Annotated in this window: 28 protein-coding genes; 17 read left to right on the top strand and 11 right to left on the bottom strand. The window is 65.5% G+C overall.

Features of this window, described 5'->3' with window-relative positions:
• Nucleotides 1-6: 6 nt before the first annotated feature.
• Nucleotides 7-798, top strand: coding sequence for a heme ABC transporter ATP-binding protein (locus J2X50_RS01315; RefSeq protein ID WP_429090794.1), 792 nt, complete (start codon nucleotides 7-9; stop codon nucleotides 796-798).
• A 2-nt stretch (nucleotides 799-800) separates the two neighbouring features.
• Here the strand turns inward: J2X50_RS01315 and rirA are convergent, their stop codons facing one another.
• Complete coding sequence (rirA, locus tag J2X50_RS01310; RefSeq protein WP_340038986.1) at nucleotides 801-1259, bottom strand: iron-responsive transcriptional regulator RirA; 459 nt, start codon at nucleotides 1257-1259, stop codon at nucleotides 801-803.
• Nucleotides 1260-1480: 221 nt separating this feature from the next.
• Between rirA and J2X50_RS01305 the strand changes: the two genes are divergently transcribed.
• From J2X50_RS01305 to J2X50_RS01285, 5 genes are all read left to right on the top strand, one after another.
• Entirely contained in the window at nucleotides 1481-2053 is a 573-nt protein-coding gene (locus tag J2X50_RS01305) for an N-acetyltransferase family protein (RefSeq protein WP_429090792.1), read from the top strand.
• A 70-nt stretch (nucleotides 2054-2123) separates the two neighbouring features.
• On the top strand, nucleotides 2124-3431 hold the full coding sequence (locus J2X50_RS01300; protein WP_429090790.1) for a DUF445 domain-containing protein: 1308 nt from the start codon (nucleotides 2124-2126) through the stop codon (nucleotides 3429-3431).
• A 70-nt stretch (nucleotides 3432-3501) separates the two neighbouring features.
• Nucleotides 3502-3933 carry a phasin family protein gene (locus J2X50_RS01295; protein WP_429090788.1) on the top strand — a complete coding sequence of 144 codons (432 nt, stop codon included), beginning with the start codon at nucleotides 3502-3504 and terminating at the stop codon, nucleotides 3931-3933.
• Nucleotides 3934-4163: 230 nt separating this feature from the next.
• Nucleotides 4164-5672 carry a helicase HerA domain-containing protein gene (locus J2X50_RS01290; protein ID WP_429090786.1) on the top strand — a complete coding sequence of 503 codons (1509 nt, stop codon included), beginning with the start codon at nucleotides 4164-4166 and terminating at the stop codon, nucleotides 5670-5672.
• Between the two features lie 78 nt (nucleotides 5673-5750).
• A complete protein-coding gene (locus J2X50_RS01285) occupies nucleotides 5751-6242 on the top strand; it encodes a MaoC family dehydratase (protein WP_429090784.1) in 492 nt (163 codons plus the stop codon).
• A 22-nt stretch (nucleotides 6243-6264) separates the two neighbouring features.
• Here the strand turns inward: J2X50_RS01285 and J2X50_RS01280 are convergent, their stop codons facing one another.
• Entirely contained in the window at nucleotides 6265-6963 is a 699-nt protein-coding gene (locus J2X50_RS01280; RefSeq protein ID WP_429090783.1) for a fumarylacetoacetate hydrolase family protein, read from the bottom strand.
• A gap of 237 nt (nucleotides 6964-7200) precedes the next feature.
• On the opposite strand from J2X50_RS01280, the gene J2X50_RS01275 reads away from it, so the two are divergent.
• From J2X50_RS01275 to J2X50_RS01265, 3 genes are all read left to right on the top strand, one after another.
• Nucleotides 7201-7701 (top strand): (2Fe-2S)-binding protein, encoded by a 501-nt coding sequence (locus J2X50_RS01275; RefSeq protein ID WP_429090781.1) that lies wholly within the window; start codon nucleotides 7201-7203, stop codon nucleotides 7699-7701.
• Nucleotides 7702-7820: 119 nt separating this feature from the next.
• A complete protein-coding gene (locus tag J2X50_RS01270) occupies nucleotides 7821-10172 on the top strand; it encodes a xanthine dehydrogenase family protein molybdopterin-binding subunit (RefSeq protein ID WP_429090780.1) in 2352 nt (783 codons plus the stop codon).
• Nucleotides 10173-10295: 123 nt separating this feature from the next.
• Nucleotides 10296-11093, top strand: a complete 798-nt coding sequence (locus tag J2X50_RS01265) for an FAD binding domain-containing protein (protein ID WP_429090778.1) — start codon at nucleotides 10296-10298, stop codon at nucleotides 11091-11093.
• 121 nt (nucleotides 11094-11214) lie between these two features.
• On the opposite strand, the gene J2X50_RS01260 is transcribed toward J2X50_RS01265, so the two are convergent.
• Nucleotides 11215-11745, bottom strand: coding sequence for a dihydrofolate reductase family protein (locus J2X50_RS01260; protein WP_429090776.1), 531 nt, complete (start codon nucleotides 11743-11745; stop codon nucleotides 11215-11217).
• Nucleotides 11746-12052: 307 nt separating this feature from the next.
• Between J2X50_RS01260 and J2X50_RS01255 the strand changes: the two genes are divergently transcribed.
• The 3 genes from J2X50_RS01255 to dusA all read left to right on the top strand — a co-directional run bounded on the left by J2X50_RS01255 (nucleotide 12053) and on the right by dusA (nucleotide 14863).
• The gene (locus J2X50_RS01255) at nucleotides 12053-13195 is read left to right on the top strand and encodes an alpha-hydroxy acid oxidase (RefSeq protein WP_429090775.1); all 1143 of its coding nucleotides are present in this window, start codon (nucleotides 12053-12055) and stop codon (nucleotides 13193-13195) included.
• Between the two features lie 97 nt (nucleotides 13196-13292).
• Nucleotides 13293-13733: a YbaN family protein gene (locus J2X50_RS01250; RefSeq protein ID WP_429090773.1), complete on the top strand. Its 441-nt coding sequence runs from the start codon at nucleotides 13293-13295 to the stop codon at nucleotides 13731-13733.
• A 125-nt stretch (nucleotides 13734-13858) separates the two neighbouring features.
• Nucleotides 13859-14863, top strand: coding sequence for a tRNA dihydrouridine(20/20a) synthase DusA (gene dusA / locus J2X50_RS01245; protein WP_429090772.1), 1005 nt, complete (start codon nucleotides 13859-13861; stop codon nucleotides 14861-14863).
• Here dusA and J2X50_RS01240 read toward each other — a convergent pair.
• Both J2X50_RS01240 and J2X50_RS01235 read right to left on the bottom strand, forming a co-directional pair.
• Nucleotides 14860-15561: a TIGR02281 family clan AA aspartic protease gene (locus tag J2X50_RS01240; protein ID WP_429090770.1), complete on the bottom strand. Its 702-nt coding sequence runs from the start codon at nucleotides 15559-15561 to the stop codon at nucleotides 14860-14862. The genes dusA and J2X50_RS01240 overlap by 4 nt on opposite strands.
• A gap of 15 nt (nucleotides 15562-15576) precedes the next feature.
• Nucleotides 15577-15807: a DUF1289 domain-containing protein gene (locus tag J2X50_RS01235; protein ID WP_347965253.1), complete on the bottom strand. Its 231-nt coding sequence runs from the start codon at nucleotides 15805-15807 to the stop codon at nucleotides 15577-15579.
• A 230-nt stretch (nucleotides 15808-16037) separates the two neighbouring features.
• Between J2X50_RS01235 and J2X50_RS01230 the strand changes: the two genes are divergently transcribed.
• The gene (locus J2X50_RS01230) at nucleotides 16038-17036 is read left to right on the top strand and encodes a nicotinate-nucleotide--dimethylbenzimidazole phosphoribosyltransferase (RefSeq protein WP_429091814.1); all 999 of its coding nucleotides are present in this window, start codon (nucleotides 16038-16040) and stop codon (nucleotides 17034-17036) included.
• 18 nt (nucleotides 17037-17054) lie between these two features.
• Here the strand turns inward: J2X50_RS01230 and J2X50_RS01225 are convergent, their stop codons facing one another.
• Nucleotides 17055-18572, bottom strand: coding sequence for a sensor histidine kinase (locus J2X50_RS01225; protein WP_429090768.1), 1518 nt, complete (start codon nucleotides 18570-18572; stop codon nucleotides 17055-17057).
• Between the two features lie 76 nt (nucleotides 18573-18648).
• On the opposite strand from J2X50_RS01225, the gene J2X50_RS01220 reads away from it, so the two are divergent.
• The 4 genes from J2X50_RS01220 to J2X50_RS01205 all read left to right on the top strand — a co-directional run bounded on the left by J2X50_RS01220 (nucleotide 18649) and on the right by J2X50_RS01205 (nucleotide 21136).
• Entirely contained in the window at nucleotides 18649-19266 is a 618-nt protein-coding gene (locus tag J2X50_RS01220) for a thermonuclease family protein (protein ID WP_429090767.1), read from the top strand.
• Nucleotides 19267-19305: 39 nt separating this feature from the next.
• Nucleotides 19306-19917, top strand: coding sequence for a glutathione S-transferase (locus J2X50_RS01215; protein WP_429090765.1), 612 nt, complete (start codon nucleotides 19306-19308; stop codon nucleotides 19915-19917).
• Nucleotides 19918-19919: 2 nt separating this feature from the next.
• On the top strand, nucleotides 19920-20552 hold the full coding sequence (locus tag J2X50_RS01210) for a uracil-DNA glycosylase family protein (RefSeq protein ID WP_429091811.1): 633 nt from the start codon (nucleotides 19920-19922) through the stop codon (nucleotides 20550-20552).
• Between the two features lie 92 nt (nucleotides 20553-20644).
• Nucleotides 20645-21136 (top strand): Lrp/AsnC family transcriptional regulator, encoded by a 492-nt coding sequence (locus J2X50_RS01205; protein WP_347965258.1) that lies wholly within the window; start codon nucleotides 20645-20647, stop codon nucleotides 21134-21136.
• Here the strand turns inward: J2X50_RS01205 and J2X50_RS01200 are convergent, their stop codons facing one another.
• The 5 genes from J2X50_RS01200 to J2X50_RS01180 form a co-directional block, all read right to left on the bottom strand.
• Complete coding sequence (locus J2X50_RS01200; protein WP_429090763.1) at nucleotides 21137-21838, bottom strand: DNA alkylation repair protein; 702 nt, start codon at nucleotides 21836-21838, stop codon at nucleotides 21137-21139. It lies immediately after the preceding gene.
• Nucleotides 21839-21849: 11 nt separating this feature from the next.
• Complete coding sequence (locus J2X50_RS01195; RefSeq protein WP_429090761.1) at nucleotides 21850-22719, bottom strand: NAD(P)-dependent oxidoreductase; 870 nt, start codon at nucleotides 22717-22719, stop codon at nucleotides 21850-21852.
• An 85-nt stretch (nucleotides 22720-22804) separates the two neighbouring features.
• Nucleotides 22805-23635, bottom strand: a complete 831-nt coding sequence (locus J2X50_RS01190) for an ABC transporter permease (RefSeq protein ID WP_429090759.1) — start codon at nucleotides 23633-23635, stop codon at nucleotides 22805-22807.
• Entirely contained in the window at nucleotides 23632-24345 is a 714-nt protein-coding gene (locus J2X50_RS01185; protein WP_429090757.1) for an ABC transporter permease, read from the bottom strand. The genes J2X50_RS01190 and J2X50_RS01185 overlap by 4 nt, the downstream gene beginning before the upstream one ends.
• 131 nt (nucleotides 24346-24476) lie before the next feature.
• Nucleotides 24477-25253, bottom strand: coding sequence for an ABC transporter substrate-binding protein (locus tag J2X50_RS01180; RefSeq protein ID WP_429090755.1), 777 nt, complete (start codon nucleotides 25251-25253; stop codon nucleotides 24477-24479).
• Nucleotides 25254-25256 lie beyond the last annotated feature (3 nt).

Here is a 25256-nt window from a genome sequence, read left to right as displayed (position 1 = left end):
AAAATCATGCTCGAAGCCCGTCAGGTTTGCGTGAACATCGGCTCCGGGCGGATCGTCGCCGACGTCGACTTCTCCGTTCGTTCCGGCGAACTGGCCGCGATCGTCGGTCCCAACGGATCCGGCAAGTCGACCTTGCTGAAGGCCTTGACCGGCGAGCTGCCGTATTCCGGCAGCGCCTCGCTCAACGGCCGCGACATCGCGTCCCTCAAGCCGTGGCAGGCCGCCGCCATGCGCGCGGTGCTGCCGCAGTCGACCGCCCTTTCATTCCCCTTCACGGTCCGCGAGATCGTCAAGCTCGGCGTCACCGGCGGTCGTTCAGGCGCATTGGCCGGCGAGGACGACAGGCTGCCGGAGCGCGCGCTGGCGCGCGTCGACCTGCAGGGATTTTCGGGACGCTTCTATCAGGAGCTTTCGGGCGGCGAACAGCAGCGTGTGCAGTTGGCGCGCGTCCTCTGCCAGGTTTGGGCGCCGGTGCTCGACGGGCAGTCGCGCTACCTCTTCCTCGACGAGCCGGTGTCCAGCCTCGACATCAAGCACCAGCTGATCATCATGGAGATCGCCCGCGACTTCGCGCGGCGTGGCGGCGCGGTGGTGGCCATCCTGCACGACCTCAACCTGACCGCGATGTACGCCGACACGATCGGCGTCATGCACCGCGGCCGCCTGGCGGCGAGGGGCACCCCCCAAGAGGTGCTCAGCGACGATCTGATGGAAAGGGTGTTCGACTGCCGCCTGCGCGTCGGCGCCTTGCCGTCGGCCCGCGTGCCGTTCGTGCTGCCGCAGTCGGCACCCGCCTGAATTCAGCTTGCCAGCGACTGGGGCGCGGGGAAGTTGATGCCCAGGACGTCGCGCATGTTCGGCCGGGCGGCGACGAGATCGGCGATCGTGTAGCGGCCCAGCACCTCGAAGAAGGCGTTCAGCGCCTCGCGCAATGCCGAGTTGAGACCGCAGCTGTCCATCAGCGGGCACTCGGCGTCGGCCTCGAAGCATTCGGCCATGGCGAAATTCTCTTCGGTCACGCGCACGACGTCGAACAGCGAGATCTTGTCGGCCGGTTTGCCCAGGCGCACGCCGCCGTTGCGGCCGCGCACGGTCTCGACCAGACCTGCCTCGACCAGCGGCTGCAGGATCTTGAACAGGAACAGCTCCGACACCGTGTAGGCGGCGGCAATCTCGGGAACGCGGCTCAGCCGTCCTTCATTGGCCGCGCAGTACATGAGGATACGCATGGCGTAGTTGGTCTGGCGTGTGAGTCGCATCGGTGATTCCTCGCAGTGGCGCGGACAGGCCTCTTATATGGCCTACATCTTAGAATAATTCCAGACAAGCGCTGTCAACAATTTCAGCGCCGTTCTGCCTCCGGCGCAGGCCAGCCTTGCGTTGATGGCCGGGCTGGGCGCTTGAATTTCATTTTGCACTGCACAATATTGTGCACGTCGGGAGTCGAAGACTCTGGGGAGGAACCCATGAGGACTGCGACATGGAACAGATCAAACTTGCTCAGCGCCCCCTGGTCGGCACGATCCGCCAGCTTCGGCCTTCCGATCTGACCCGTTTTGCCGAACATCTCCTGAGGCTGGACGAACAGAGCCGCCGCGATCGTTTCAACGGACTGACGGACGACGATTTCCTCCGCGCCTATGCCGAGCGCTGCTTTCGCGAAGGCGTGACCGTGGTCGGCTATGTCGAGGGCGACAAGGTTCTGGGTGCTGCCGAACTGCACGAAAGGCCCGAGGAAAGCGAGCCGACGGCCGAGATCGCGTTCAGCGTCGAGCACCAGTTGCAGCACCGGGGCATCGGCGGGCGACTCTTCCGGCGCCTTATCGCGCAGGCGAGGGGGCTCGCATATAGCCGGCTGCAGGTCACGACGCACTCGAACAACGGCGCCATGAGGGCGCTAGCGCGCCGCTTCAACGCCAAGCTCAGCTTCGAGCATGGCGAAGCCCACGGCGTGATCGAACTGGATGCCGAGGGCACGCCGGAGTTCGATCTCGAAATGCGCCTGCCGGCCGACTTCGGCAGGCGCGGCCCCGGCAAGGCGATCGCGGCCTGACGCTTTTCCGAATTGAAGCGCCCGGCGGGCGTGCCGATATTGTCCCTGTGTTCAACGGGGAAGGCGCCTGATGTCATCATTGCAAAGCCGGGCCGTGCCCTCCGGCGCGATCGCCTCCGCCAGGGTCATCGACGCCGAAAGGCTCGCGGCGTTGCGGCGGACGAAACTGCTCGCCACCGCGGCACTGGTGCTGTGCGTCATCGTCTTCGCGGTCGCCAAGTCGTTCCAGGGGCGCTGGCCGTGGCTCGGCTTCGTCGCTGCCTTTGCCGAAGCGGCGACCATCGGCGGGCTGGCCGACTGGTATGCGGTCGTCGCCCTGTTCAAGCGGCCGCTTGGCCTGCCCATCCCGCATACGGCGATCATCCCCTCCAATCAGCACCGCATCGCCGACAATCTCGGCCGCTTCATCGAGACCAACTTCCTTGCGCCGGAGCCTGTCCGGCAAAAGCTGAAGGAGGTCGACTTTGCGGCGCTGGCGGCCGACTGGCTGTCGGATCGCGCCAAGGCCGAGGCGCTCGCCCGCTTCGTCGGGCGGCTCGTGCCGAAAATGCTGCAGGCCGTCGAAGACACGGGCCTGCGCGACTTCGCAACCAAGCGGATACTGGAGCGCGTCGGAAAGGTCGATTTGGCGCCGCTCGCTGCGGAGCTGTTGTCCGCCTTCACCGACGACCGCCGGCACCAGCGCCTGCTCGACGAATTCACCAAGATCATCGGCAACTTCCTGAAGGACGAGCAGGCGCTCGCCGCGATGCGCGAAAAGATCCGCAACGAGCTGCCGTCCGTCTTCAACCTGTTCAGGGCCGACGCCTATCTGTTGAAGCGCATCGTCGCCTCGGCCGCGACCTTGCTCGAAGAGGTGCGCGCCGATCCCAATCATCCGCTGCGCGGCGAGTTCGACAGCTTCGTCCATGGCTTCGTCGAGCGGCTGCGCCAATCGCCGGACTATGCCCGGCGGGCGGAGCAGCTCAAGCGCAACTTCCTGGCGCGCCCCGAATTGCGCGGCCTTGCCAAGGACGTGTGGGAGAGCATGCGTCGCTTCATCGAACAGGATGCGGTGGCGGAGCGCTCGATGACGCGACGGCACCTGACCAGCCTGTTCGTCGAGATCGGCCAGAACCTGGCGCGCGACCAGCAGATCAGGGCCGACATGAACGAGGGCTTCGTCGTTGCCCTCGCGTCCTTCGTCGAGGGCCAGAAGAGCGGCGTTTCCGGCTTCATTGCCGAGCAGGTCAAGGGCTGGGACCTCGGCCAGATGACCGCCATCATCGAGATCAATGTCGGACGCGACCTGCAATACATCCGCTTCAACGGCATGTTGATCGGCGGACTTGCAGGGCTGGCGCTCTATTCTGCGGAGTTGCTATTGCTGGCGAATTGACCGGGCGTCTTGCTGGTCTATGCTGGCCTTGCCACCTCCGGGGGAGGCCCGGAGCAGACGGGAGCAAGCCATGGCGAAGAAGCCGGAACCGGAATCCTTCATGGACATGTTTGCGAAGTTCGGGCGCGACCTGAAGATGCCCGAAGTCGACGTCGATTCCATCGTCAGCCATCATCGCAAGAATTTCGAGGCGCTGGAGCAGTCGGTCAAGGCAACCGCTTCGGGGGCGTCGTCGCTGATGTCGAAGCAACGCGAAATGCTGCAGGACGCATTGCGCGAGATCACCGACGCGGCGCAGAGCCTGCGGGTTCCCGGCAATCCGCAGGAGATGCTGGCCAAACAGTCCGATTTCGCCAAGCGCTCCTTTGAGGCCGCGGTCAAGAACGCCGGCGAAGTGGCTGCGATCGTGCGCAAATCGGGCGAGGAGTCGGTCGACATCCTGCGCAACCGCATCCACGAGTCGATCGAGGAAATCTGCGACAGCATCGAAAAGAAGAAATAGCGCACCTGAGCCAACCTTCTGGCTGGGCGTCGGTTTCAGCTCTCTTGTGGGTTTCGCCACACGGGCCGCGCATTGCCCGCCGCTGGGTGCTAAGGAATGCCCGTCACATTTGCAGCCTCGCCAGTCATTGGGACTCGCAGAGACGCTGCAGCACCTGGAACCTGTGCGTGAAGGTCCGGCAGCCTATCCCCGCTGTCGGAAGCGACGCCGGCATTCGGCCGAGGAAGAGGATGAAGGTAGGTATCGAGATGGGGTCTGCGTCCGGCGGGACGAAGGCTCAGCTTGATCTCGAGGAGCTTCTGGCCACCCGCTTGCTCGTTCAGGGCAATTCGGGCTCCGGCAAGTCGCATCTGCTTCGCCGCCTGCTCGAGCAGAGCGCGCCCTGGGTCCAGCAGTGCGTTGTCGACCCGGAGGGCGATTTCGTCACGCTCGCCGATCGCTTCGGCCATGTCGTGGTCGATGCCCAGCGCACGGAAGCCGAGCTCACCCGCATCGCCGGCCGCATCCGCCAGCACCGCGTCTCCGTCGTGCTCAACCTGGAGGGGCTGGACGTCGAGCAGCAGATGCGCGGCGCGGCTGCCTTCCTCAATGGCATGTTCGATGCCGACCGCGAATTCTGGTATCCGGTGCTCGTCGTCGTCGACGAGGCGCAGCTCTTCGCTCCCGCGGTCGCGGGCGAGGTATCCGACGAGGCGCGCAAGATCTCGCTTGGCGCCATGACCAACCTGATGTGCCGCGGCCGCAAGCGCGGCCTTGCCGGCGTGATCGCCACGCAGCGACTCGCCAAGCTCGCCAAGAACGTCGCCGCGGAGGCGTCCAACTTCCTGATGGGCCGCACCTTCCTCGACATCGACATGGCGCGTGCCGCCGACCTGCTCGGCATGGAGCGGCGCCAGGCGGAGATGTTCCGCGATCTCGCGCGTGGCAACTTCGTGGCGCTTGGGCCGGCAATGTCGCGCCGTCCTTTGCCTGTCGCCATCGGTCCGGTGGAAACGTCCGCGCGTTCCGTCAGCCCCAAGCTGATGCCGTTGCCCGACGCCAACGACGATACGCGCGAACTGATCTTCGCGCCGGCGCCGCTGGAAGCGCGTCAGCCGGCTCGCCGCCAGGCTCCGCCCGCGCCCACGCCAACCGCCGACATCATCGCCCAGCTTACCCAGGTGAAGGCCGAAGCGTCCCCACCTGTAGCCGAACCGATTTTCCCGCTGTTCGACGAGGCCGAACGCGAGGCGCTGATCGATACCATCGTGCGCGAGATGGTCGAGGACCCGGATGCGGCCTTCCGCACCGATGCGGTACTCTACCAGGACTTTCTGGTGCGCTGCCGCATCAAGCGCATGCAGGGCGAGCCGCCGCCGCTTTCGACCTTCCGCCGCCGCTATGCGGTGGCGCGGTCGGGCATCGACGAAGAGACCGCCTCGAGCGACAGCTGGCAGCAGGCGCTGGTGCTTTCCGCCTCGCTGCCGGAGGATCTTCAGGCGGTGTTCCTGATCGTCGCGCAGGCGGCGGTCAAGCGAGCGCCATGCCCTTCCGACGCTGCGATCGCACAGGCCTATGGCAGCCACTCGGCGCGCCGGGCGCGGCGCCTGCTCACCTACTTCGAGGAGCAGGGGCTGGTTGTGGTGCGCACCGACTTCCATGGCAAGCGATCCGTGGCGTTCCCCGATCTGGGCTGCGAGACGGCGCCTGGCGATCCGGAGCGGACCGATGACCTCACGGAGCGCCAGGCGGCGGAATAGGCGACGGACCGCCGCGAAGGTTGACAAGCGAAGGCTTCATGGTTCCCAGATTGCGCCAAGCTGTCGGAGGTGGGGGACATGAGCCTGGAGAAGCCGATCGAGACTTATGAGGACCTGCGCGCGAAGATCGGGCAGGAGCTCGGCGTTTCCGATTGGGTGCTCGTCGACCAGAGCCGCATAGACGCCTTTGCCGATTGCACGGGCGACCGCCAGTGGATCCATGTCGATCCCGAGCGGGCGCGGCGGCGAAGCCCGTTCCGCACCACCGTCGCCCACGGCTTCCTGACCTTGTCGCTGGTCGGCTCCCTGGTGCAGGAGATCGGGGTCGTTCCGGAAAACACGCTTGCCGCCTTCAACTACGGCCTCGACAGGGTGCGCTTCATCGCGCCGGTCAAGGTCGGGTCGCGCGTTCGCTTGCGCACGACGCTGATGTCGATGGAAGACAAGGGCCCGGGGCAGTATCTGGTCAAGGCCGAAAACACCATCGAGATCGAAGGCGAGGACAAGCCGGCGCTCGTCGCGGAGACTTTGGTCATGCTCTACGAGCGGCGCGGCAAGGCGACGGCCTGAGCCGCCGCGCTCGGCAAGGCTTTTAGCGCGGCGCGCCGATAATGATCTCGATCTCGCCGATACCCTCGACGCCGCCGGCGATCCTGTCGCCGGCCTTGACCGCGCCGACGCCGGCCGGCGTGCCGGTGTAGATCAGGTCGCCGGGCTCGAGTTCCATTGCCTCGCTGCAGATCGCGATGACCTCGGGGATCGTCCAGATCAGTTCGGTGAGATCGCCCTCTTGCCTGGTCTCGCCGTTGACGGCGAGCCAGACGCGGCCGCGCGTCGGATGGCCGCTCGTGGCGGCGGGGACCAGCGGCCCGCAGGGCGCGGACCGGTCGAAACCCTTTGCCCAGTCCCAGGGACGGCCCATCTTCTTGGCGGTGTCCTGAAGGTCGCGCCGGGTGAAGTCGATGCCCACGCCATAGCCCCAGACATGGTCGAGCGCTTGCGAGACGGGGATGCGCAAGCCGCCCTTGCCGATGGCCACCACGAGTTCGATCTCGTGGTGCAGGTTCGCGGTCAGCGGCGGGTAAGGGATGGTCGAGCCGCTGTCTATGACGGCATCGGCGGGCTTGCCGAAGAAGAAGGGCGGCTCGCGCTCGGGATCCTGGCCCATCTCGCGGGCGTGGGCGGCATAGTTGCGGCCGACGCAGAAGATGCGCCGCACGGAGAACCGATCCGAAGAACCGGAGACGGCGACCGAAGCGGGCGCGGGCGGGGCGAAGACGAAGTCCGACACGATGTCACTCCATGGAACCGTTGCGGCGTTCTCGCACGATCGGGCTGCCGCTGTCACCACAAGTCCGGCACGTTCCAATGATCGTGGCTGCCGGCGAAGCTATTTGCGCTGGCCTGCACGCAATGCGTGTCTGGCATCCAAAAAGGCGCTTGCAGCCGCAATTTGCAGGGATAGGATTTGCGCACCTGACGGGTGCGGGGTTCTGCCTGGCCGGTCGCGGCAACAGTGGGAGGTTTCATGTCAGAGGTTACTTTGGTCGTGAATGGCCGAAAGGTCAGCGGCACGGTGGAGGACCGTACGCTTCTTGTGCATTTCCTGCGTGAGCATCTGGGGCTGACCGGCACGCATGTCGGTTGCGACACCTCGCAATGCGGCGCCTGCGTCGTCCATGTCGACGGCAAGGCTGTGAAGTCCTGCTCCATGCTCGCGGCCCAGGCCTCCGGCTCGACCGTGACCACCATCGAAGGCCTCGCCAACGGCGCCGACCTTCATCCCGTCCAGGCGGCATTCAAGGAGCATCATGGCCTGCAGTGCGGTTTCTGCACTCCGGGCATGATCATGACGGCGACCGACATGATCCGCCGCCACCCCGAAGGCCTGGACGAAGCGACGGTGCGCGCGGAACTCGAAGGCAACATCTGCCGCTGCACCGGCTACCACAACATCGTCAAGGCGATCCTCGCGGCATCGAAGACGATGGGCAAGGCGTCCAAGGGCAAGGCGAAGAAGGCTGCTTGAACAGAGTTGGGAGTAGGGCAGTAGGGCAGTGAGGCAGTAGGAAGAAGCTGCCGCCCACGGAAGCTCACCTACTGCCTTATTGCCTTACTCCCGTACAGCCCCTCCGGAGGAGAATTCAGATGGGAATGGAAGGCATCGGCGCGCGCGTGACGCGTAAGGAAGACAAGAGGTTCATCACCGGCGGCGGCCGCTATGTCGACGACATGGTCGTGCCCGGCATGAAACACGCGGCATTCGTGCGCAGTCCGCATGCGCACGCCGACATCAAGAAGATAGACATCAAGGCTGCGGAGGGCATGCCCGGCGTGATTGCCGTGCTGACCGGCAAGCAGCTCAAGGCGGACGGCATCGGCAACCTCATCTGCGGCTGGATGATCCACTCCAAGGACGGATCGCCGATGAAGATGGGCGCCTGGTCGCCGCTCGCGGTCGATCGCGTCCGCTATGTCGGCGACGCGGTCGTCATCGTCGTCGCCGAGACCAAGGGCCAGGCGCGCGATGCGGCCGAGGCGGTCGAGATCACCTACAAGGAGCGCAAAGCCGTCATCGACGCCGTCGAGGCGCTGAAGAAGGGCGCGCCGCAACTGCATCCCGAAGCCGAGGGCAACCTGATCTTCGACTGGGAGATCGGCGACGCCAAGGCGACGGACGCGGCGATCAAGAACGCGGCGCATGTGACCAAGGTCACCATCCATAACAACCGGCTCGTTCCGAATGCAATGGAGCCGCGGGCGGCACTCGGCCACTACGACAAGGCCGAGGATCACTACACCTGCTGGACGACGTCGCAGAACCCGCATGTCGCCCGCCTGGTGATGAGCGCGTTCTACAACGTCGCGCCGGAGAACAAGCTGCGCGTCATCGCCCCCGACGTCGGCGGCGGCTTCGGCTCGAAGATCTACATCTATCCCGAGGAGATCATCTGCCTGTGGGCGTCCAAGCGCGCCGGCGTGCCGGTCAAATGGGTGGCCGACCGCACGGAAAGCTTCCTCACCGACGCGCATGGCCGCGACCATGTCTCGGAAGTCGAGATGGCCTTCGACAAGAACAACAGGATCGTCGGGCTCAAGGTCGACACCATCGCCAATCTCGGCGCCTACATGTCGCTGTTCTCGTCCTGCGTGCCGACCTATCTCTACGCCACGCTGCTGTCGGGCCAGTACGACATCCCGGCGATCCACGCCAATGTCAGGACCGTCTACACCAACACTGCACCCGTCGATGCCTATCGCGGGGCGGGGCGGCCGGAGGCAACCTACCTGCTCGAGCGGACGATGGAGATCGCCGCGCGCGAACTTGGCGTCTCGCCGGCGGACCTCAGGCGCACCAACTTCATCACCCAGTTCCCGCACCAGACGCCGGTCATCATGAACTATGACGCTGGCGACTATGCCGCCTCGCTCGATGCGGCGATGAAGCAGGCGGACTATGCCGGCTTTGCCAAGCGCAAGGCGGCAGCCGCCAGGAAGGGCAAGCTGCGCGGCATCGGCATGAGCTGCTACATCGAGGCCTGCGGCATCGCACCCTCGGCGGCGGTGGGTAGTCTTGGAGCGGGTGTTGGTCTGTGGGAGTCTGCCGAGGTGCGGGTCAACGCCGTTGGCACCATCGAGGTGCTCACCGGCTCGCACAGCCATGGCCAGGGCCACGAGACGACCTTCGCCCAGCTCGTCAACCAGCGCTTCGGGGTGCCGCTCGACAGCGTCTCCATCGTCCATGGCGACACCGACAAGGTGCAGATGGGCATGGGCACCTATGGCTCGCGCTCGGGCGCGGTCGGCATGTCGGCCATCGTCAAGGCGCTCGACAAGGTCGAGGCCAAGGCAAAGAAGATCGCCGCCCACCTGCTCGAGGCCGACGAGGGCGACATCGTCATCGAGAACGGCGCACTCAAGGTGGCGGGCACCGACAAGAACGTGCCGTGGTTCCAGATGGCGCTGGCAGCCTACACCGCGCACAACCTGCCGGCGGGCATGGAGCCGGGGCTGAAGGAAACGGCCTTCTACGATCCGTCGAACTTCACCTTCCCGGCAGGCTGCTACATCTGCGAGGTCGAGGTCGACCCCGACACGGGCAAGACCGACATCGTGCAGTTCGTGGCAGCCGACGACTTCGGCAACATCATCAACCCGATGATCGTCGAGGGCCAGGTGCACGGCGGCATCGCCCAGGGCGTTGGCCAGGCACTGCTCGAAGGTGCCGTCTACGACGCCGGCGGGCAACTGCTGACGGCTAGCTACATGGACTACACCATGCCGCGCGCCGACGATTTGCCGTCGTTCCAGGTCTCGACCACCAACACCCCGTGCCCGGGCAATCCGCTCGGCATCAAGGGTTGCGGCGAGGCCGGCGCCATCGGCTCGCCGCCTGCCGTCATCAACGCCATCACCGACGCGCTGGGTCACGACAACCTGAACATGCCGGCGACGCCGGGCAGGGTGTGGGCCGCGCTGCGCGCCGGCACGAAGCACTGAGCAAAGCAAATAGGGAATAAGGAGTAGCGAATAGGGAGAGAGCGGCGAAGCGAAGACAAGGGCAGAATCCCTACTCGCTATTCGCCTTTCCCTGTTCGCTCTTTCCCGAAGGGAGAAAGATCGATGTATTCCGTCACCTACCATCGCGCCACCTCGGTCGCGGATGCCGTCAAGAAGGTGAAAGCCGGCGACGGCAAGTTCCTCGCCGGCGGCATGACCCTAATACCGGCCATGAAGACGCGGCTCGCGGCACCATCCGATGTCGTCGACCTCACCCATATCGCCGAGCTCAAGGGCATCAAGGTGTCGGGCAAGACCGTCACCATCGGCGCAACGACCACCCATGCCGAAGTCGCCAACGACGAGAAGCTGATGAAGGTCTGCCCGGCGCTGTGCGCGCTGGCGAGCCATATCGGCGACCCGGCCGTGCGGCATCGCGGCACCATCGGAGGGTCGATCGCCAACAACGATCCGGCGGCGGACTATCCCTCGGCGATGCTGGCTCTGGGGGCTACCGTCGTCACCAACAAGCGGGAGCTGCCGGCCGACAAGTTCTTCAAGGGCCTGTTCGAGACCGCGCTCAAGGATGACGAGGTGATCACCGCCGTCACCTTCACCGCGCCCGCCAAGGCGGGCTACGCGAAGTTCCAGAACCCGGCCTCGCGCTACGCCATGACCGGCGTGTTCGCGACCAAGGGCAAGGACGGCGTGCGCGTGGCCGTGACCGGGGCGGGCGACGATGGCGTGTTCCGCTCCAAGGAGATCGAGGCAGCACTTGCCAAGAAATTCGAGGCTTCAGCGCTCGGAGGCGTCACCGTCCCGGCCAAGAACCTGATGAGCGACATCCACGCCTCGGCCGAGTATCGCGCCAACCTCGTGGTCGTGATGGCCCGGCGCGCGGTGGCTGCGGCAAACGCCTGACCGATCCCGGATTGGGACCGGCGAAGGGGCCTGCGGGCCCCTTTTGCTTTTTCCGGTAGCGCGTGGCCGCGGTGGCCTTTCGACGCATCGTCGAAAGCGGTCCCGCTGGACAATCGCACGGCTATGCAGGGACGTATGTCAACCTAATCACGTCCGCGCCAATTCGATCGCTCGCCACGAGGCGCAGCGGTGGCCGCGGGCCGGCGAAGAACGGCTTGCCGCGACCAAGCACGACGGGATGCAGATACAGTCGATACTCGTCAACGAGACCAAGGTCTGTCAGACTTCGCGCCAGGTCGGGTCCGGCAACTTCAATCTCCCCATCCAGTCGAGCCTTCAGCCTTCGGATCGCCGCCTCGACGTCATCCGCGACAAGTGTGGCGTTCGGGCCGACGGATTTCAGCGAACGCGACACGACCCATTTCGGTTGGTGCCGCCACGCCGCTGCATACGCGCGTTCGTCCTCGTCCCATTCGGAATGGTCTTCGTCCCAATACCGCATCACCTCGTACATGCGACGACCGTACACGCTGCCGGCAAGGCCGCGCACGTCGTCGATGAAGTGGCGAAAGAGCGCGCGATCGGGCGCAAATTCCATGTGGTCGACATACCCATCCAGGGATTGGTTCAAAGCGAACACGAGCTTCGCCATGCGGCAGGATCTCCTCCCCAAGTTCTCAAAAGGCTTGAGCGATGCTACGCAGGAATGAAATCGGTCACAATCTGCCCGCCGCTTCGTCGGTGACACCAATGACAGAGTTCCGATTTCCAGCCTGTACGCACAAAGCAGACCGTTCCCAAACCCTCGGTCATTTCCGATTTATGGGTTGACGGCCTAGAACCAAAGTCTGCGGCGGCGGGCCAAACATCTTGGCGACTGGCTCTTGGCATGGATCGTCAAGGCGGCTTACATGCCGCGCACGGTTTCATCGCAGTCCCGAGACGTGGAGCAAAACGGAATGGCGCGCCCGATAACTTCGATTGCCGATCTTCGCGCTATCGCCAAGCGCCGCGTGCCACGCATGTTCTACGACTATTGCGATTCCGGCTCCTGGACGGAAAGCACCTATCGCGAGAACGAGACCGACTTCGTGCCGATCAAGCTGCGTCAGCGGGTCGCCGTCGACATGCGCAACCGCACGCTCGAGACGACGATGGCCGGCGAGAAGGTGTCGATGCCGGTGGCGATCGCGCCGACGGGTCTCACCGGCATGCAGCATGCGGACGGGGAAATCCACGCGGCGCGCGCCGCGGAGAAGGCGGGCATCCCCTTCACGCTCTCGACCATGAGCATCTGCTCGATCGAGGACGTGGCCGAGAACACCTCGAAGCCCTTCTGGTTCCAGCTCTATGTGATGAAGGATCGCGATTTCGTTTCGCGGCTCATCCAGCGCGCCAAGGCGGCGAACTGCTCGGCGCTGGTGCTGACGCTCGACCTGCAGATTCTCGGCCAACGCCACAAGGACATCATCAACGGCCTGTCGACGCCGCCGCGGATGACAATCCCCAATATTATCAACCTGGCGACCAAGCCGCGTTGGTGTCTCAACATGCTGCGCACTAACCGGCGCACCTTCCGCAACATCGCCGGCCACGCCAAGGGCGTGACCGACCTGCGCTCGCTGTCGTCCTGGACAGCGGAGCAGTTCGACCCGGCGCTGAGCTGGGACGACGTCAAGTGGATCAAGGACCAGTGGGGCGGCAAGCTGATCCTCAAGGGCATCATGGACGCGGAGGATGCTCAGAATGCGGTGGCCAGCGGAGCCGAAGCGCTGATCGTCTCCAATCACGGCGGGCGTCAGCTCGACGGGGCGGTGTCGTCGATCTCGGCGCTGCCGGAGATCGTCGATGCCGTGGGTGACCGCATCGAGGTGCTGATGGATGGCGGCATTCGGTCCGGCCAGGACGTCATCAAGGCGGTGGCGCTCGGCGCCAAGGGCGTGTTCATCGGCCGCGCCTTCCTCTACGGGCTCGGTGCCGGCGGCGAGGCGGGTGTTACCACCTGCCTCGACATTATCCGCAAGGAGCTCGACACCACCATGGCCTTCTGCGGCCTGCGCGACATCAGGGACGTCGACGGCCGCATCATCGCACGGCGATGACGGGCGAGGGCCAATCGGACGCTGCAGTCCATCCAGGCTCGCCGGAGCCTGAGGCAAAGCGTCCGATCGCCGGCGCCCCTAGCTCGGATCGGCTCCAGTGAGACGGCACGTCCGCCGCATTGCCGGCATCGCGACCCTCAACACCAGGCGCGCCGGTTTCCTGGCCCTGGGCCTGCTCATGCTTTTACTCGGCATCGTCGGCGCATTCCTGCCGCTGATGCCGACCACCATCTTCCTGATTGCCGCCGCGTGGTGCTTCGGGCGCTCGTCGCCGCGTTTCGAAGCCTGGCTGCTCGACCATCCCCGCTTCGGTCCGCCGCTGCGGGACTGGCGCGAACAGGGCGCCATTCCGCGCAAGGCCAAGGTCACGGCCTGGATCGGCATGGCGCTGGGATATGGCCTGTTCTGGCTCGGAAAGCCCGATGCGCTGGTCGCAGCAGCGGCAACGGCCTTCGTCGCGGCAGGTGCCGTCTATGTGGCGACGCGGCCGGATCCAAAGCCGAAGCCGGACGTCGCGGCGTGCAGCGGAGACGATTAGCGGGGCCTGGCGACGGCCTTTGCTCTGGGGCGCAATCAACGGCGCATCCCGGACCGATTTGGCCCCTCGGCCTTGTTGTGCTAGGGAGCGGCGTTATCTGCAGCCCTGCGCGAATTCGAGAAGCCATGACCAAGCTTTATGCCGACGGCGCGAAAATCGTTGCCGTTGCACCCATGATGGACTGGACCGACAGGTGCTGCCGCAACTTTCACCGGCGGATCACCAGGGATGCGTTGCTCTACACCGAGATGGTGGTGGCGGACGCGGTTATCCATGGCCCGCGCGAGCGCCTGCTCGGTTTCGACGCCTCCGAGCATCCCATCGCGCTGCAGCTTGGCGGCTCCGATCCGGCGAAGCTTGCCGAGGCGGCACGCATCGGCGAGGGCTTCGGCTATGACGAAGTCAACCTCAATGTCGGCTGCCCGTCCGACCGCGTGCAGTCGGGCACCTTCGGCGCCTGCCTGATGAAGACGCCCGAACTCGTCGCGGACTGCGTGTCGGCGATGAAGGCGGCGGTGAGCATTCCGGTGACGGTGAAATGCCGCATCGGCGTCGACCATCAGGATCCCGAGCCGGCACTCGACACGCTTGCCGACATGGTTTTTGCGGCTGGCACCGACGCGCTGTGGGTGCATGCCCGCAAGGCCTGGCTCGAGGGTCTGAGCCCCAAGGAAAACCGCGAAATCCCGCCGCTGGACTATGATCGCGTCTATCGCCTCAAGGCACGATATCCGCACAAGTTCATTGGCATCAACGGCGGTATTCAGGCGCTGGACGAAAGCCGCGCGCATCTCGAAAAGATGGACGGGGTCATGCTCGGCCGCGCCGCCTACCACACGCCGAGCGTTCTCGGCGGCGCCGATGCGCTGCTGAGCGGAGCAGGGGCGGAGGAGATCGACTACCCCGCCCTGATCGAGGCCATGGCCGGCTATGCCGCCCGCCACATCGCCGGCGGCGGCCGCCTCGGGCACGTCACCCGCCACATGGTCGGGCTGTTCCACGGCCATGCAGGTGCGCGCCGCTATCGCCAGATCTTGTCGACGGATGCGACCAAGGCGGGTGCCGGCCCGGAGGTGCTGCGCCGGGCCTTTGCCGCCGTCGATCTCGGCGGTGCCAGCGAAGCAGCTTAATCTCTCAGAATCATCCGGTCGCCGCGGACGTCGAAGCCCGACAGCGAACCGATGAAATTCATGCCGAGAAGGCTCTGGTCCAGCCCGCGGTCGGCCACCAGCACCGGCAGGTTCTTCCGCTCGATCGCGCCGAGCCGGATGCTCTCGACAGTCACGCGGGCGGCGCGGGCGATGCCGTTCGCGGTCGAGACCGGCACGGCGAAGTTCAGGCTTTCGGGGTCGAAGCCCGCTAGCCGGGCGTCGGAGGCGGTAAGCACCGTGCTGGTGGCGCCGGTGTCCACCATTGCCTGGATGGTCGCGCCGTTGACCTGAAGGCGCGCCCCGAAATGGCCGTTCGGAAGCTTGTCGAGGGTGACGGTGGCGCGGCCGTCGCCGTCGATCACCGACAGCGGGCTGCCGGGCACGAGTCCGGCGGTCACGCGGCTCGCGACATCCTGCAGCTCGTAGCGGTATTGATAGCCCGCCACGAGCACCAGGATGATCAGCAGCCACAGCGCGAAGCTGCGCAGGCTGGCGCCCAAATGCGCGCGGCGTCCGAGGATGCCGGCGCCAATCACCAGGGCCAGTGCTCCTAGATAGACCAGCCTGCCGAAGCTGTCGTTGTCCAGGCCGAGTGTCTCGCCGCCGGAATCGTTGAGCATCAGCAGCAGCAGTCCGACGCCGAGCACCGCGATGACGATCCAGAACAATCGGCTCATGTGCTTTGAAGGTCCTCAGACGGCGCCGCGTTCGCGGGCCATGCGCGCGCGCCGCGTCTCGCGGCGCGGCTTGCGCTCGACCGTTTCGAGCCGGGCGGGCAATTCCGCCATCACGGCGCGGCGCGTCTGCGGCGTCATCTCGAGCCAGGCGGAAATTTCGGCGCGCGTGCGGCCGCAGCCGAAGCAGTAGCCGGTGGCCGTGTCGATGGAGCAGACGAGGATGCAGGGCGATTCTATGGCCGTCATCATGAAATCCGGTGCATGGGCCGACTTATGCCCGCTGCCGCTTGCCGCCGCAATATGCAGGCTGCCTCAGCCAGATGGTGTAGCATGCCGCACGATGCAAGCCCGCACCCGCAGCGGCGCGGCGCGTCGCCTGCATGATGTCCCGACAGGTTGGACGCCATGCCGCGATTGTTTTCCCGTGCGGGGAGGGCTATTCGGCGGGCGACGATTTCCGAACGGCAGGCCCAGCGATCATGACAAGCGCCCAACCCTTTGACGATTTCCGCAACCTTTTCGCGCACATGCCCGAGGGCGACGTGGCGCAGGCGGGCAAGGTGTGGTCGCTGTTCGCCAAGGCCGACAAGCCGCAGGGTTCGCTCGGCCGCATCGAGGACATCGCCGCCTGGCTGGCGCGCTGGAGCGGCCGGGCACCGCCTTCCGTGCTGAAGCCGTCGGTGGCGATCTTTGCGGGCAACCACGGTGTCGCGGTCCACGGCGTGTCGCCGCGGGCGATGGAGGCGACGGCGCAGCGCGTCGAACTCTGCGCTGCGGGCGGCGCGGCGATCAACCAGATCTGCGTCGCCAACGATCTCGGCCTCAAGGTCTTCGACCTCGCCCTGCATCTGCCGACGGCCGACATCACGGTCGAGCCGGCGCTCGACGAGCGCGCTTGCGCCGCCACCATGGCCTTCGGCATGGAGGCGATCGCCGGCGGCACCGATCTCTTCTGCATCGGCGATCTCGGCGTCGCCAACACCACCGTGGCAGCGGCCCTGTCGGCCGCCTTGTTCGGCGGCCGAGGTGCGGACTGGGTCGGGCCGGGCTCCGGCGCCGACGCGGCGATGCAGGCTCGCAAGGCGGCGGTCGTCGACCGGGCGCTGGCAGTGCACGGCGACCGCCTCAGGGATCCTTTCGAGGCGCTGCGCCGCGTGGGTGGGCGCGAGTTCGCGGCGATCGCCGGCGCCATCCTCGCAGCGCGCATGGAGAAGATCCCGGTGCTGCTCGACGGCTTCGCCACGACGGCGGCGGCGGCCGTGCTCTATGCCTGTGATCCGAGGGCGCTCGACCACTGCATGTTCTCGCATGTCTCGACCGAACCGGGCCATGCCCGCCTGCTCGCCAAGCTCGGGGCGCGGCCGCTGCTCGGCCTCGGGATCGACCATGGCGAGGCGGTGGGAGCAGGGCTCGCCGCCGGACTGGTCAAGACGGCGGCCCAGATCAGCTCGGGCATGGCGGCGGCCGTCCGCTGAACGGAGAGGGCGGCTGTCCTAGGGACGGGCCGCCAGGCTTCGCGGCAATGACGTGGGCAGGCCGTCGATCACCCTGGCCGGGGGGAAGATGGCGACTGCCTCGGTGCCTTCCCTCAGCTTCGACTTGAGATCGAACTCGCCGCCATGCAAGGCGAGCAGGCCCTGCACGATCGGCAGGCCGAGGCCGGTTCCCTGTTCCGCGCTCTTGATGGCGATCGAGCCCTGGCCGAAGGCGGAGAGGACGATCGGGATCTCCTCGGGCGGGATGCCGGGCCCGTTGTCCTTGACCGAGATGTACTGCCCGCCGCCCGCGGTCCAGCCGACGCGCACCCGGATCTCGCCGCCTGTCGGCGAGAATTTTATCGCGTTCGACAGGAGATTGAGCGTGATCTGGCGGACGGCGCGCTCGTCGCCGAGCAGGCGCGGCAGCGACGGCTCGAAATCCTGGACGATGCGCAGGTCCTTGTTGCGCGCCTTGAGTTCCATCATGTGGCAGCAATCCTCGACCACCGAGAGCAGGGCGAGCGGCTCCTCGTTGAGCCTGTAGCGCCCGGCCTCGATACGGGAGAGGTCGAGGATTTCGTTGATGAGGTCGAGCAGGTGCTGGCCCGAATCGTGGATGTCGCGGGCATATTCGCGGTAGGTAGGGCTGTTGATCGGCCCGAGCACCTCGCCTGCCATGACTTCGGAAAAGCCAAGGATCGCGTTGAGCGGCGTGCGCAGTTCGTGACTCATCGTCGCCAGGAAGCGCGATTTCGCGAGATTGGCGTCCTCGGCCCGACGCCTCGCCTCGTCGGACATCGACTTGGCCGTTTCCAGTTCGGCGACGAGCGCGTCCATCTCGGAGCGGAAAGACATCAGCATCAGGGCCGAGCGGTTCATGATGCGGGCCACATGGGCGAAGAAGGGCAGGGCCGCGACGAGCAGCGCCACCATCATGATGCCCAGCGGTTCGGAGAGCTCGACTCCGAAGGCGGCATAGGCGGCAACAGGCAGTGCAAAGGTGGCGACCAGCGCACCGCGCAGCGAAGAGGCCAATATGGCCGTGGCCGCCATGGCGACCAGCAGCGATACGCCCTTGACGGTCGTCAGTTGGCCCGGTTCGCAGGCCGGGCAGGTCATGGCCGCCAGATAGGCCCAGGCCAGGCCGGTGATGAAATGGCCGGCGAGGAAGTTACGGTGCGCGGACACGGGCGAAATCTCGGCCGCTGGGGCGCTGTCGACGCGGCGGGCAAGGATGGCGAGGCCAACATAGCCGGCGATGGCCGCGATCGCCCAGACAAGGATCTCGGCGCCGGCGCCGAAAGCGACGGCGGTCGCGGCGAGGATGGCGATCAGGAGCGGAATCGTTGCCGAATTGGCGACGATCGACCCGGCGTGCTGCTTCAGCAATTCGCGGTCGAAGGCCAGGCCGCCGGGCTGTTGCGAAAGACGGTCACGGGTCTTGCGCACGGCACGCGCAACATCGCTGTTGCGGTGGCGTTTCCTGCGGTCCACAATGATCTTGTCCGCCGTGTCCGAGCGTTGCAACGGCATGTGTTAAGTCGATTTTCGCGCGCGCTTTCCTTGTCCCTCCACGCTACGTCCGAATGATTAAGGGATTGTTTGCCATATGAGCCGTTCGTGGCCCGGCAGACCGCGGCAGCGGCAATTCCGGCAGCCGCGCAGCCGTTGGCGCAAGCTCGCCGACTATGCTCTGACGGCCGCCATCCTGGCCTTGGTGGCGCTCGTCTCGGCTCGCCTCGACCGCTTCGAAACGCGCAACGCCGAAGGCGTGGCCATCGTCAACGACGGCGATTCGATCACGCTCGGCGCCGAACGCATCCGCCTGCGCGGCATAGATGCGCCCGAGTTCGCGCAGGTCTGCAGGAAGGACGGCGAGGAATATGCCTGCGGCAGGCGTGCGCGGGATGCGTTGTCGAAGCTCATAGCCGGGCGCCGCGTCGCCTGCGCCGGCTGGGAACGCGACAAATACGACCGGCTGCTCGGCGAATGCAGCGCGGGCGGGGTCGATCTCAACAGGGCGCAGGTCGAGGCCGGATGGGCGGTCGCCTATGGCGACTACCAGGCGGAGGAGCTGGCCGCGCGCCGGGCCGAAAGGGGCATGTGGGTCGGCGAGTTCGACCGGCCGCGCGACTGGCGCGCGACGCATGGCGACGTGGCCGACATCGAGCCCGGCACCTATGGCCGCATCCTCAACTGGCTCAGGGAAATCCTTCGATTCTCGTAGTTTGCGACCTATACTTGATAGATGAAACCGGGAGGCGTCATGAAGCTGTTCGACGGAAGCAAGGCGCCCAATCCGCGGCGTGTGCGTGTGTTTCTCGCCGAAAAGGGCCTCGAAGTGCCGATGGTGCGCGTCGACATGGCAGCGTTCGAGCACAAGCAGGCCGATATGTCCACGCGCAACCCGCTGCAGCGGCTGCCGGTGCTGGAACTCGACGATGGCACGATTCTCACCGAGTCCATTGCCATCTGCCGTTACTTCGAGGAGCTGCATCCCGAGCCGGCGCTGTTCGGCCGCGGCGCCCTCGGCAAGGCGCTGGTCGAGATGTGGCAGCGGCGGATCGAACTCAACCTGTTCCTGCCCGTGGGCTTTGCCTTCCGTCACATCCATCCGGCGATGAAGGAATGGGAAGTGCCGCAGGTGCCCGAATGGGGCGAGGTCAACAAGCCGAAGGTCATCGATTTCCTGGCGCTGCTCGACAGGGAACTCGCTGCACGCGAATTCGCCGCCGGCGACCGGTTCTCCGTCGCCGACATCACCGGCATGATCGCCATCGACTTCATGAAGCCGGCGCGCATATCGGTGCCGGAGGAATTCTCCAACGTCCGCCGCTGGCATGCTGCGCTTGCCGCCCGGCCGAGTGCTGCCGCGTGACGATGGCTGCGGACCTCGGCGGGCTGGTTGCCGAAATCAAGGCCTGCCGCATCTGCGTGGAACGTCCGTCCGGCAAGGCGTTGCCGCACGAGCCGCGGCCGGTGGTCGTGCCCTCGGCCACGGCGCGCATCCTGATCGCCGGGCAGGCGCCCGGCACCAAGGTGCATCTCAGTGGCGCGCCATTCACCGATGCCTCGGGCGACAGGCTGCGCAGCTGGCTGGGCGTCACCCCGGAGGAGTTCTACGACCCTTCGAAATTCGCCATCGTGCCGATGGGCTTCTGTTTCCCGGGACAGGACGCCAAGGGCGGCGACCTGCCGCCGCGACGCGAATGCGCGCCTGCCTGGCGTGCCAGGCTGATGGTCGGCATGCCGCAAGTCGATCTGGTGTTGGCGATAGGCCAGTATGCCCAGCGCTGGCACATGGGGGCGGCACGGAACGGCTCACTCACCGACACCGTCGCCGACTGGCGCTCGGCCTGGGCGCGTTCAACTGAGCCGCATGTATTGCCACTACCTCACCCGTCTTGGCGCAATACGGGCTGGATCAAGCGGAATCCGTGGTTCGAAATGGAATTGCTGCCTTTCCTCAGGGAGGAAATCCGGCATCGCCTCGGCCAGATCGAACGCAAATAATTACCGCGCCTACGAGGTGCGTGGAGAATTCCTTTCTTGTATGATCTTTTGAATATCGGGATTATGGCGAGCGTTTTCTAACGGAGCCACAAATGGACCGCCTCGACAGGAAAATTCTTCGCCTCCTCCAGGAGGATGCAACGCTGGCCGTTGCCGACGTCGCCAAGAAAGTCGGGCTGTCCACCACGCCCTGCTGGCGCCGCATCCAGAAACTCGAGGAGGAAGGCGTCATCAAGAGGCGCGTGGCGCTGCTCGAGCCCGAGAAGATCAATGCACGCGTCACCGTCTTCGTGGCGATCCGCACCAATTCGCACAGCCACGAATGGCTGCGCCGCTTCTCCGAGGTGATCCAGGAATTCCCCGAGGTCATCGAGTTCTACCGCATGAGTGGCGACGTCGATTACCTGCTGCGCGTTGTTGTGCCGGACATCGGGGCCTATGACGCCTTCTACAAGCGGCTGATCGCCAAGATCGAGATCCGCGATGTCTCGTCGTCGTTTGCCATGGAGCAGATCAAATATACGACCGAGCTGCCGCTCGACTACATGATCCTCGACAAGGAAAGTGGCGCGTCGGCCGCCTGATCAGGCTTTCCTGGCCTCGAGCCGTTCGACCTGCTTGGGATCGGTGAGTTCGCGCACGGCGTCCTTGCCGATCCACCTGGCGGTCCTGTCGGGCGAGGCGGCGAGCGTCTCTGCCATCCGCAGCGCCGGGACGTGCAGCGCGAGCGACCGCTTGCCCACCTGCCGAAGCGCCCAGTTCACCGCCTTCTTGACGAAGTTCCTGCCGTCTCGGGCATGTGCCTCGACCAGCTCGAGCCAGCCGACGAAGGTTTCGTCCGGCTCCTTCCTGAGATGTACGGCTGCTGTGGCAATGGTCGAGAAGGCGGCACGGCGGACGAATTCACGCTCGTCGGCCGCATAGGCGGGAATGATTTGGTGGGCCAGCTTCGCCTCGCAGAACAGGTAGGCCGCATGGTCGACGATCTCCCAGCTGTCGAAGTCGGCGGCCAGCGCATCGGCCCCGGCACGTGTCAGCCTCGCCGGCTCGTCGGTCGAGATCGCGAGGATGCGCGCCTCGCGGATGCCCGTTGCCCACAGCGCCTGAGCACGGATGTGATCCTGCTTGAGCGTCTTGGCGATCGGCCTGAGCACCGCATTGGAAATGCCGAGCGCCCGGTCGTTGGCGATCCCGAAGCGGGCGATGCCGGCGCGGTCCTCCTCGGAGCCGAGCGTGCGCAGATGCGCGACGATCTCGTCCGTGGTCGATGCGGGCGAAAGCGACATAGGGGCTCGCGCTATTTCTCGAGCCGGGCGAGAAGCGAAGAGGTGTCCCAGCGGCCGCCGCCCATCGCCTGCACGTCCTTGTAGAACTGGTCGACGAGTGCGGTCACCGGCAGCTTTGCGCCGTTGCGGTCCGCCTCGGCGAGGCAGATGCCGAGGTCCTTGCGCATCCAGTCGATGGCGAAGCCGAAGTCGTATTTTCCCGCATTCATGGTCTTGTGGCGGTTCTCCATCTGCCAGGAGCCGGCGGCCCCCTTGGAGATGACATCGACCACCTTTTCGATGTCCAGCCCGGCCTTCTTGCCAAAGTGGATGCCTTCGGCGAGGCCCTGGACGAGGCCGGCAATGCAGATCTGGTTGATCATCTTGGTGAGCTGGCCGGCGCCCGCCGACCCCATCAGGCCTACCATGCGGGCAAAGGCTTCGATCACCGGCTTGGCCCGGTCGAAGGCGTCCTGTTCGCCGCCCACCATGACGGTCAGAACGCCGTTTTCGGCGCCGGCCTGGCCGCCGGAAACCGGGGCGTCGAGGAAGTGGAAGCCGCGCGCCTCGGCTTCGGCGGCGAGCTCGCGCGCGACCTCGGCGGAGGCCGTGGTGTTGTCGATGAAGACGGAGCCCTTCTTCATCACATGGAAGGCGCCGTTTTCGCCGATGGTGACGGCGCGCAAGTCGTCGTCATTGCCGACGCAAGCGAAGACGAAGTCCTTGTTTCTTGCGGCTTCCGCCGGCGTCGGCGCGTGGCTACCGCCATGCTGGGCCGCCCATTGCTCGGCCTTCGCGGTCGTGCGGTTGTAGACGGTTACGTCGTGCCCGCCCTTGTTCTTGAGGTGGCCGGCCATGGGATAGCCCATGACCCCGAGACCCAGGAACGCGACCGATGCCATGCGAGACCCTTTCCAAGCGTGTTCGTTCACCCGGTGGTCTATGCCATGAGGCGGATTCGTCAAGATGACGGAGCTTGGGCCAGGCCTATCGATGCAGGTGGCGCGTGATGCGTCTTTCGACCCAGTCGATGGCGTGGCGCAGGCTTTCGACCAAGGACAGGTACAACAACGCTGCCCAGAGGTAGGTCTGGAAGTCGAAGCTGCGCGAGAAGGCGCGCCGCGTCTCGCCCATCAGGTCGTAGACGGTGATGATGGCGACGATGGCCGAGCCCTTGACCATCAGGATGATCTCGTTGCCGTAGGGGCGCAGCCCCACGATCAGCGCCTGGGGCAGGATCACCTTGTACATCGTCTGCAGCTTCGACATGCCGAGGGCCGACGCCGCCTCCCATTGGCCCTTGCCGACGCTTTCGATGGCGCCGCGCAGGATTTCGGCCTGGTAGGCAGCCGTGTTGAGCGAAAACGCGAGGATCGCGCAGTACCAGGCCTCGCGGAAGAAGCCCCACAGGCCGATCGCCTCCAGTTGCGGGCGGAACGAGCCGAAGCCGTAGTAGATCAGGAAGGTCTGGGCCAAAAGCGGCGTGCCGCGGAAGAAATAGACATAGCCATAGGAGATCGCGTTCAGCACGCGGTTGCTGGACATGCGAGCATAGCATATCGGCAGCGACAGCAGCGCGCCGAGTATGATGGAGATCGCGACGAGCGTAATCGTCACGCGAACGCCGGACAGATAGCTCGGCGCATATTTGTTGAAGAGTTCGGGATTCCAGGCGCTGATCAGATAGGCGACCACGCCAAGTCCAAGGGCGATCCACAGACCGACGAAGATCCAGCCAAGGATGCGCACTGTCGGCCAGCCGCGCGGCGGGGCTGGCGGGCGCTGGACCTTGTCGGCCGCTTCCGTTGTCGCGTTCACCGTGCGGCCTCCCGCTTGCCGACCCGGCGCTCGATGGCGCGGATACCGAATGACGAGATGATGGCTAGGACCAGGTAGATGAGGCAGGCGACGCTGTAGAACAGGAAGGCCTGCTTGGTGACGCGCGAGGCGATGCTCGCCTGGCGCAGGATGTCGGTCAGGCCGATCGCCGAGACCAGTGCTGTATCCTTGAGCAGGATCAGCCACAGGTTCGACAGGCCGGGCAGGGCGATACGCACGAGCTGCGGCAGGATCACCAGCCGCATTGTCTGGCGCGGCGACAGGCCGACGGAGTAGCCGCCCTCATACTGTCCGCGCGGGATGGCCCGGAAGGCGGACAGGAACACCTCGCTGGCGTAGGAGGAAAAGACCACGCCCAGCGCCACCATGCCAGCAACGAAGCTATTGATCTCGACCGTGGCTTCGGGGCTGATCAGGCGTATGGCCTGCTGGATGCCGATCTGCGCGCCATAGAACACGAGAAACAGCGTCAGCAGTTCCGGCAGGCCGCGGAAGATGGTTGTGTAGATGTTGCCAGCGAGCCGCATCGACGGTTCGCTCGATTGCTTGGCGAGCGCCACCATGAAGCCGATCAGCAAACCCAAGGGAAGGGTGACGAGGGCAAGAGAGATGGTGGTGAAGATACCGTAGGCAAGGTCGTCGCCCCAGCCTTCCGGCCCGAAACTCAGAAGCGCCCAGATGCTCTGCATCGGTCGACTGTCCCCTATTGCCAGCCCTTGGGCAAGGCGGTCCGCCTTTCATGGCGGCTCGTTGTTATGTCGATTCCAGCCGGACGGCGGGGATTTGTCCCGCCATCCGGTAAGCTTCAGATGGCCGCGGCTCAGTCGCCGTAGACGTCGAACTTGAAGTACTTGTCGTTGATTTCCTTGTACTTGCCGTTAGCGCGGATCGCCGCGATGGCCGCTGTGAACTCGCCGGCCAGCGGATCGCCCTTGCGGACGCCGACGCCGGCGCCGTCACCGTGGATTTCGGGCATGTTCGGAATTGTGCCGACGATCTTGCAGCATGAGCCATCGGCCGTTTCCAACCAAGCGCCCAGCGTCACAGCGTCGTCGCTGACGGCGTCGAGGCGGCCGTTGGCCATGTCGAGCTTGTATTCGTCAGCAGTGGGGTACGACTTGATCTCGCTGTCGGTGTAGACCTTCTCGGCGTAGTTGAAGTGAATGGTCGACCCCTGCACGCCGATCTTCTTGCCGGCCAGGTCTTCCTTGGTCACGCCTTTGATATCGCTGTCCTTGGCGGCGGCGATCACGGCCGGGGTGTTGATGTACTTCTTCGAGAAGTCGATCTTCTCCTTGCGTTCGGGCGTGATCGACATCTGCGCGATGATGGCGTCGAACTTTCCGGCCTGGAGGGCGGGAATCATGCCGTCCCATTCCTGGGCGACGATCTCGCACTTGACCTTCATCTGCTCGCAGAGGGCGTTGGCGATGTCGACGTCGAAGCCGACCAGCTTACCGTCGGAGGTCAGATTGTTGTAGGGAGGGTACGCGCCCTCGGTGGCGATCTTTATCGTCTTCTCCTGCGCCTGCGCAGCTCCTGCCAGGAGCGCGATTGCCGCCGTGGCGGCCAAGGCGATACGCATCGAAGTTCCCATTTG

The sequence above is a fragment of the Aminobacter sp. BE322 genome (assembly GCF_050433525.1).
Classification (GTDB): Bacteria; Pseudomonadota; Alphaproteobacteria; order Rhizobiales; family Rhizobiaceae; genus Aminobacter.
Note: the sequence above shows the minus strand (reverse complement) of the source record. Positions and strands in the feature narration are given on the sequence as shown.

What these genes read in the sequence shown, in the direction of transcription:
- J2X50_RS01290 (WP_429090786.1), top strand. Translation starts at nt 4,164, where the DNA reads ATGAAGGTAGGTATCGAGATGGGGTCTGCGTCCGGCGGGACGAAGGCT.
- J2X50_RS01235 (WP_347965253.1), bottom strand. Translation starts at nt 15,807, where the DNA reads ATGACGGCCATAGAATCGCCCTGCATCCTCGTCTGCTCCATCGACACG.
- J2X50_RS01275 (WP_429090781.1), top strand. Translation starts at nt 7,201, where the DNA reads ATGTCAGAGGTTACTTTGGTCGTGAATGGCCGAAAGGTCAGCGGCACG.
- J2X50_RS01180 (WP_429090755.1), bottom strand. Translation starts at nt 25,253, where the DNA reads ATGGGAACTTCGATGCGTATCGCCTTGGCCGCCACGGCGGCAATCGCG.
- J2X50_RS01255 (WP_429090775.1), top strand. Translation starts at nt 12,053, where the DNA reads ATGGCGCGCCCGATAACTTCGATTGCCGATCTTCGCGCTATCGCCAAG.
- J2X50_RS01315 (WP_429090794.1), top strand. Translation starts at nt 7, where the DNA reads ATGCTCGAAGCCCGTCAGGTTTGCGTGAACATCGGCTCCGGGCGGATC.
- J2X50_RS01185 (WP_429090757.1), bottom strand. Translation starts at nt 24,345, where the DNA reads ATGCAGAGCATCTGGGCGCTTCTGAGTTTCGGGCCGGAAGGCTGGGGC.
- J2X50_RS01300 (WP_429090790.1), top strand. Translation starts at nt 2,124, where the DNA reads ATGTCATCATTGCAAAGCCGGGCCGTGCCCTCCGGCGCGATCGCCTCC.
- J2X50_RS01270 (WP_429090780.1), top strand. Translation starts at nt 7,821, where the DNA reads ATGGGAATGGAAGGCATCGGCGCGCGCGTGACGCGTAAGGAAGACAAG.
- J2X50_RS01295 (WP_429090788.1), top strand. Translation starts at nt 3,502, where the DNA reads ATGGCGAAGAAGCCGGAACCGGAATCCTTCATGGACATGTTTGCGAAG.
- J2X50_RS01240 (WP_429090770.1), bottom strand. Translation starts at nt 15,561, where the DNA reads ATGAGCCGATTGTTCTGGATCGTCATCGCGGTGCTCGGCGTCGGACTG.
- J2X50_RS01260 (WP_429090776.1), bottom strand. Translation starts at nt 11,745, where the DNA reads ATGGCGAAGCTCGTGTTCGCTTTGAACCAATCCCTGGATGGGTATGTC.
- J2X50_RS01220 (WP_429090767.1), top strand. Translation starts at nt 18,649, where the DNA reads ATGAGCCGTTCGTGGCCCGGCAGACCGCGGCAGCGGCAATTCCGGCAG.
- J2X50_RS01215 (WP_429090765.1), top strand. Translation starts at nt 19,306, where the DNA reads ATGAAGCTGTTCGACGGAAGCAAGGCGCCCAATCCGCGGCGTGTGCGT.
- rirA (WP_340038986.1), bottom strand. Translation starts at nt 1,259, where the DNA reads ATGCGACTCACACGCCAGACCAACTACGCCATGCGTATCCTCATGTAC.
- J2X50_RS01305 (WP_429090792.1), top strand. Translation starts at nt 1,481, where the DNA reads ATGGAACAGATCAAACTTGCTCAGCGCCCCCTGGTCGGCACGATCCGC.
- dusA (WP_429090772.1), top strand. Translation starts at nt 13,859, where the DNA reads ATGACCAAGCTTTATGCCGACGGCGCGAAAATCGTTGCCGTTGCACCC.
- J2X50_RS01285 (WP_429090784.1), top strand. Translation starts at nt 5,751, where the DNA reads ATGAGCCTGGAGAAGCCGATCGAGACTTATGAGGACCTGCGCGCGAAG.
- J2X50_RS01265 (WP_429090778.1), top strand. Translation starts at nt 10,296, where the DNA reads ATGTATTCCGTCACCTACCATCGCGCCACCTCGGTCGCGGATGCCGTC.
- J2X50_RS01195 (WP_429090761.1), bottom strand. Translation starts at nt 22,719, where the DNA reads ATGGCATCGGTCGCGTTCCTGGGTCTCGGGGTCATGGGCTATCCCATG.
- J2X50_RS01210 (WP_429091811.1), top strand. Translation starts at nt 19,920, where the DNA reads ATGGCTGCGGACCTCGGCGGGCTGGTTGCCGAAATCAAGGCCTGCCGC.
- J2X50_RS01225 (WP_429090768.1), bottom strand. Translation starts at nt 18,572, where the DNA reads ATGCCGTTGCAACGCTCGGACACGGCGGACAAGATCATTGTGGACCGC.
- J2X50_RS01205 (WP_347965258.1), top strand. Translation starts at nt 20,645, where the DNA reads ATGGACCGCCTCGACAGGAAAATTCTTCGCCTCCTCCAGGAGGATGCA.
- J2X50_RS01200 (WP_429090763.1), bottom strand. Translation starts at nt 21,838, where the DNA reads ATGTCGCTTTCGCCCGCATCGACCACGGACGAGATCGTCGCGCATCTG.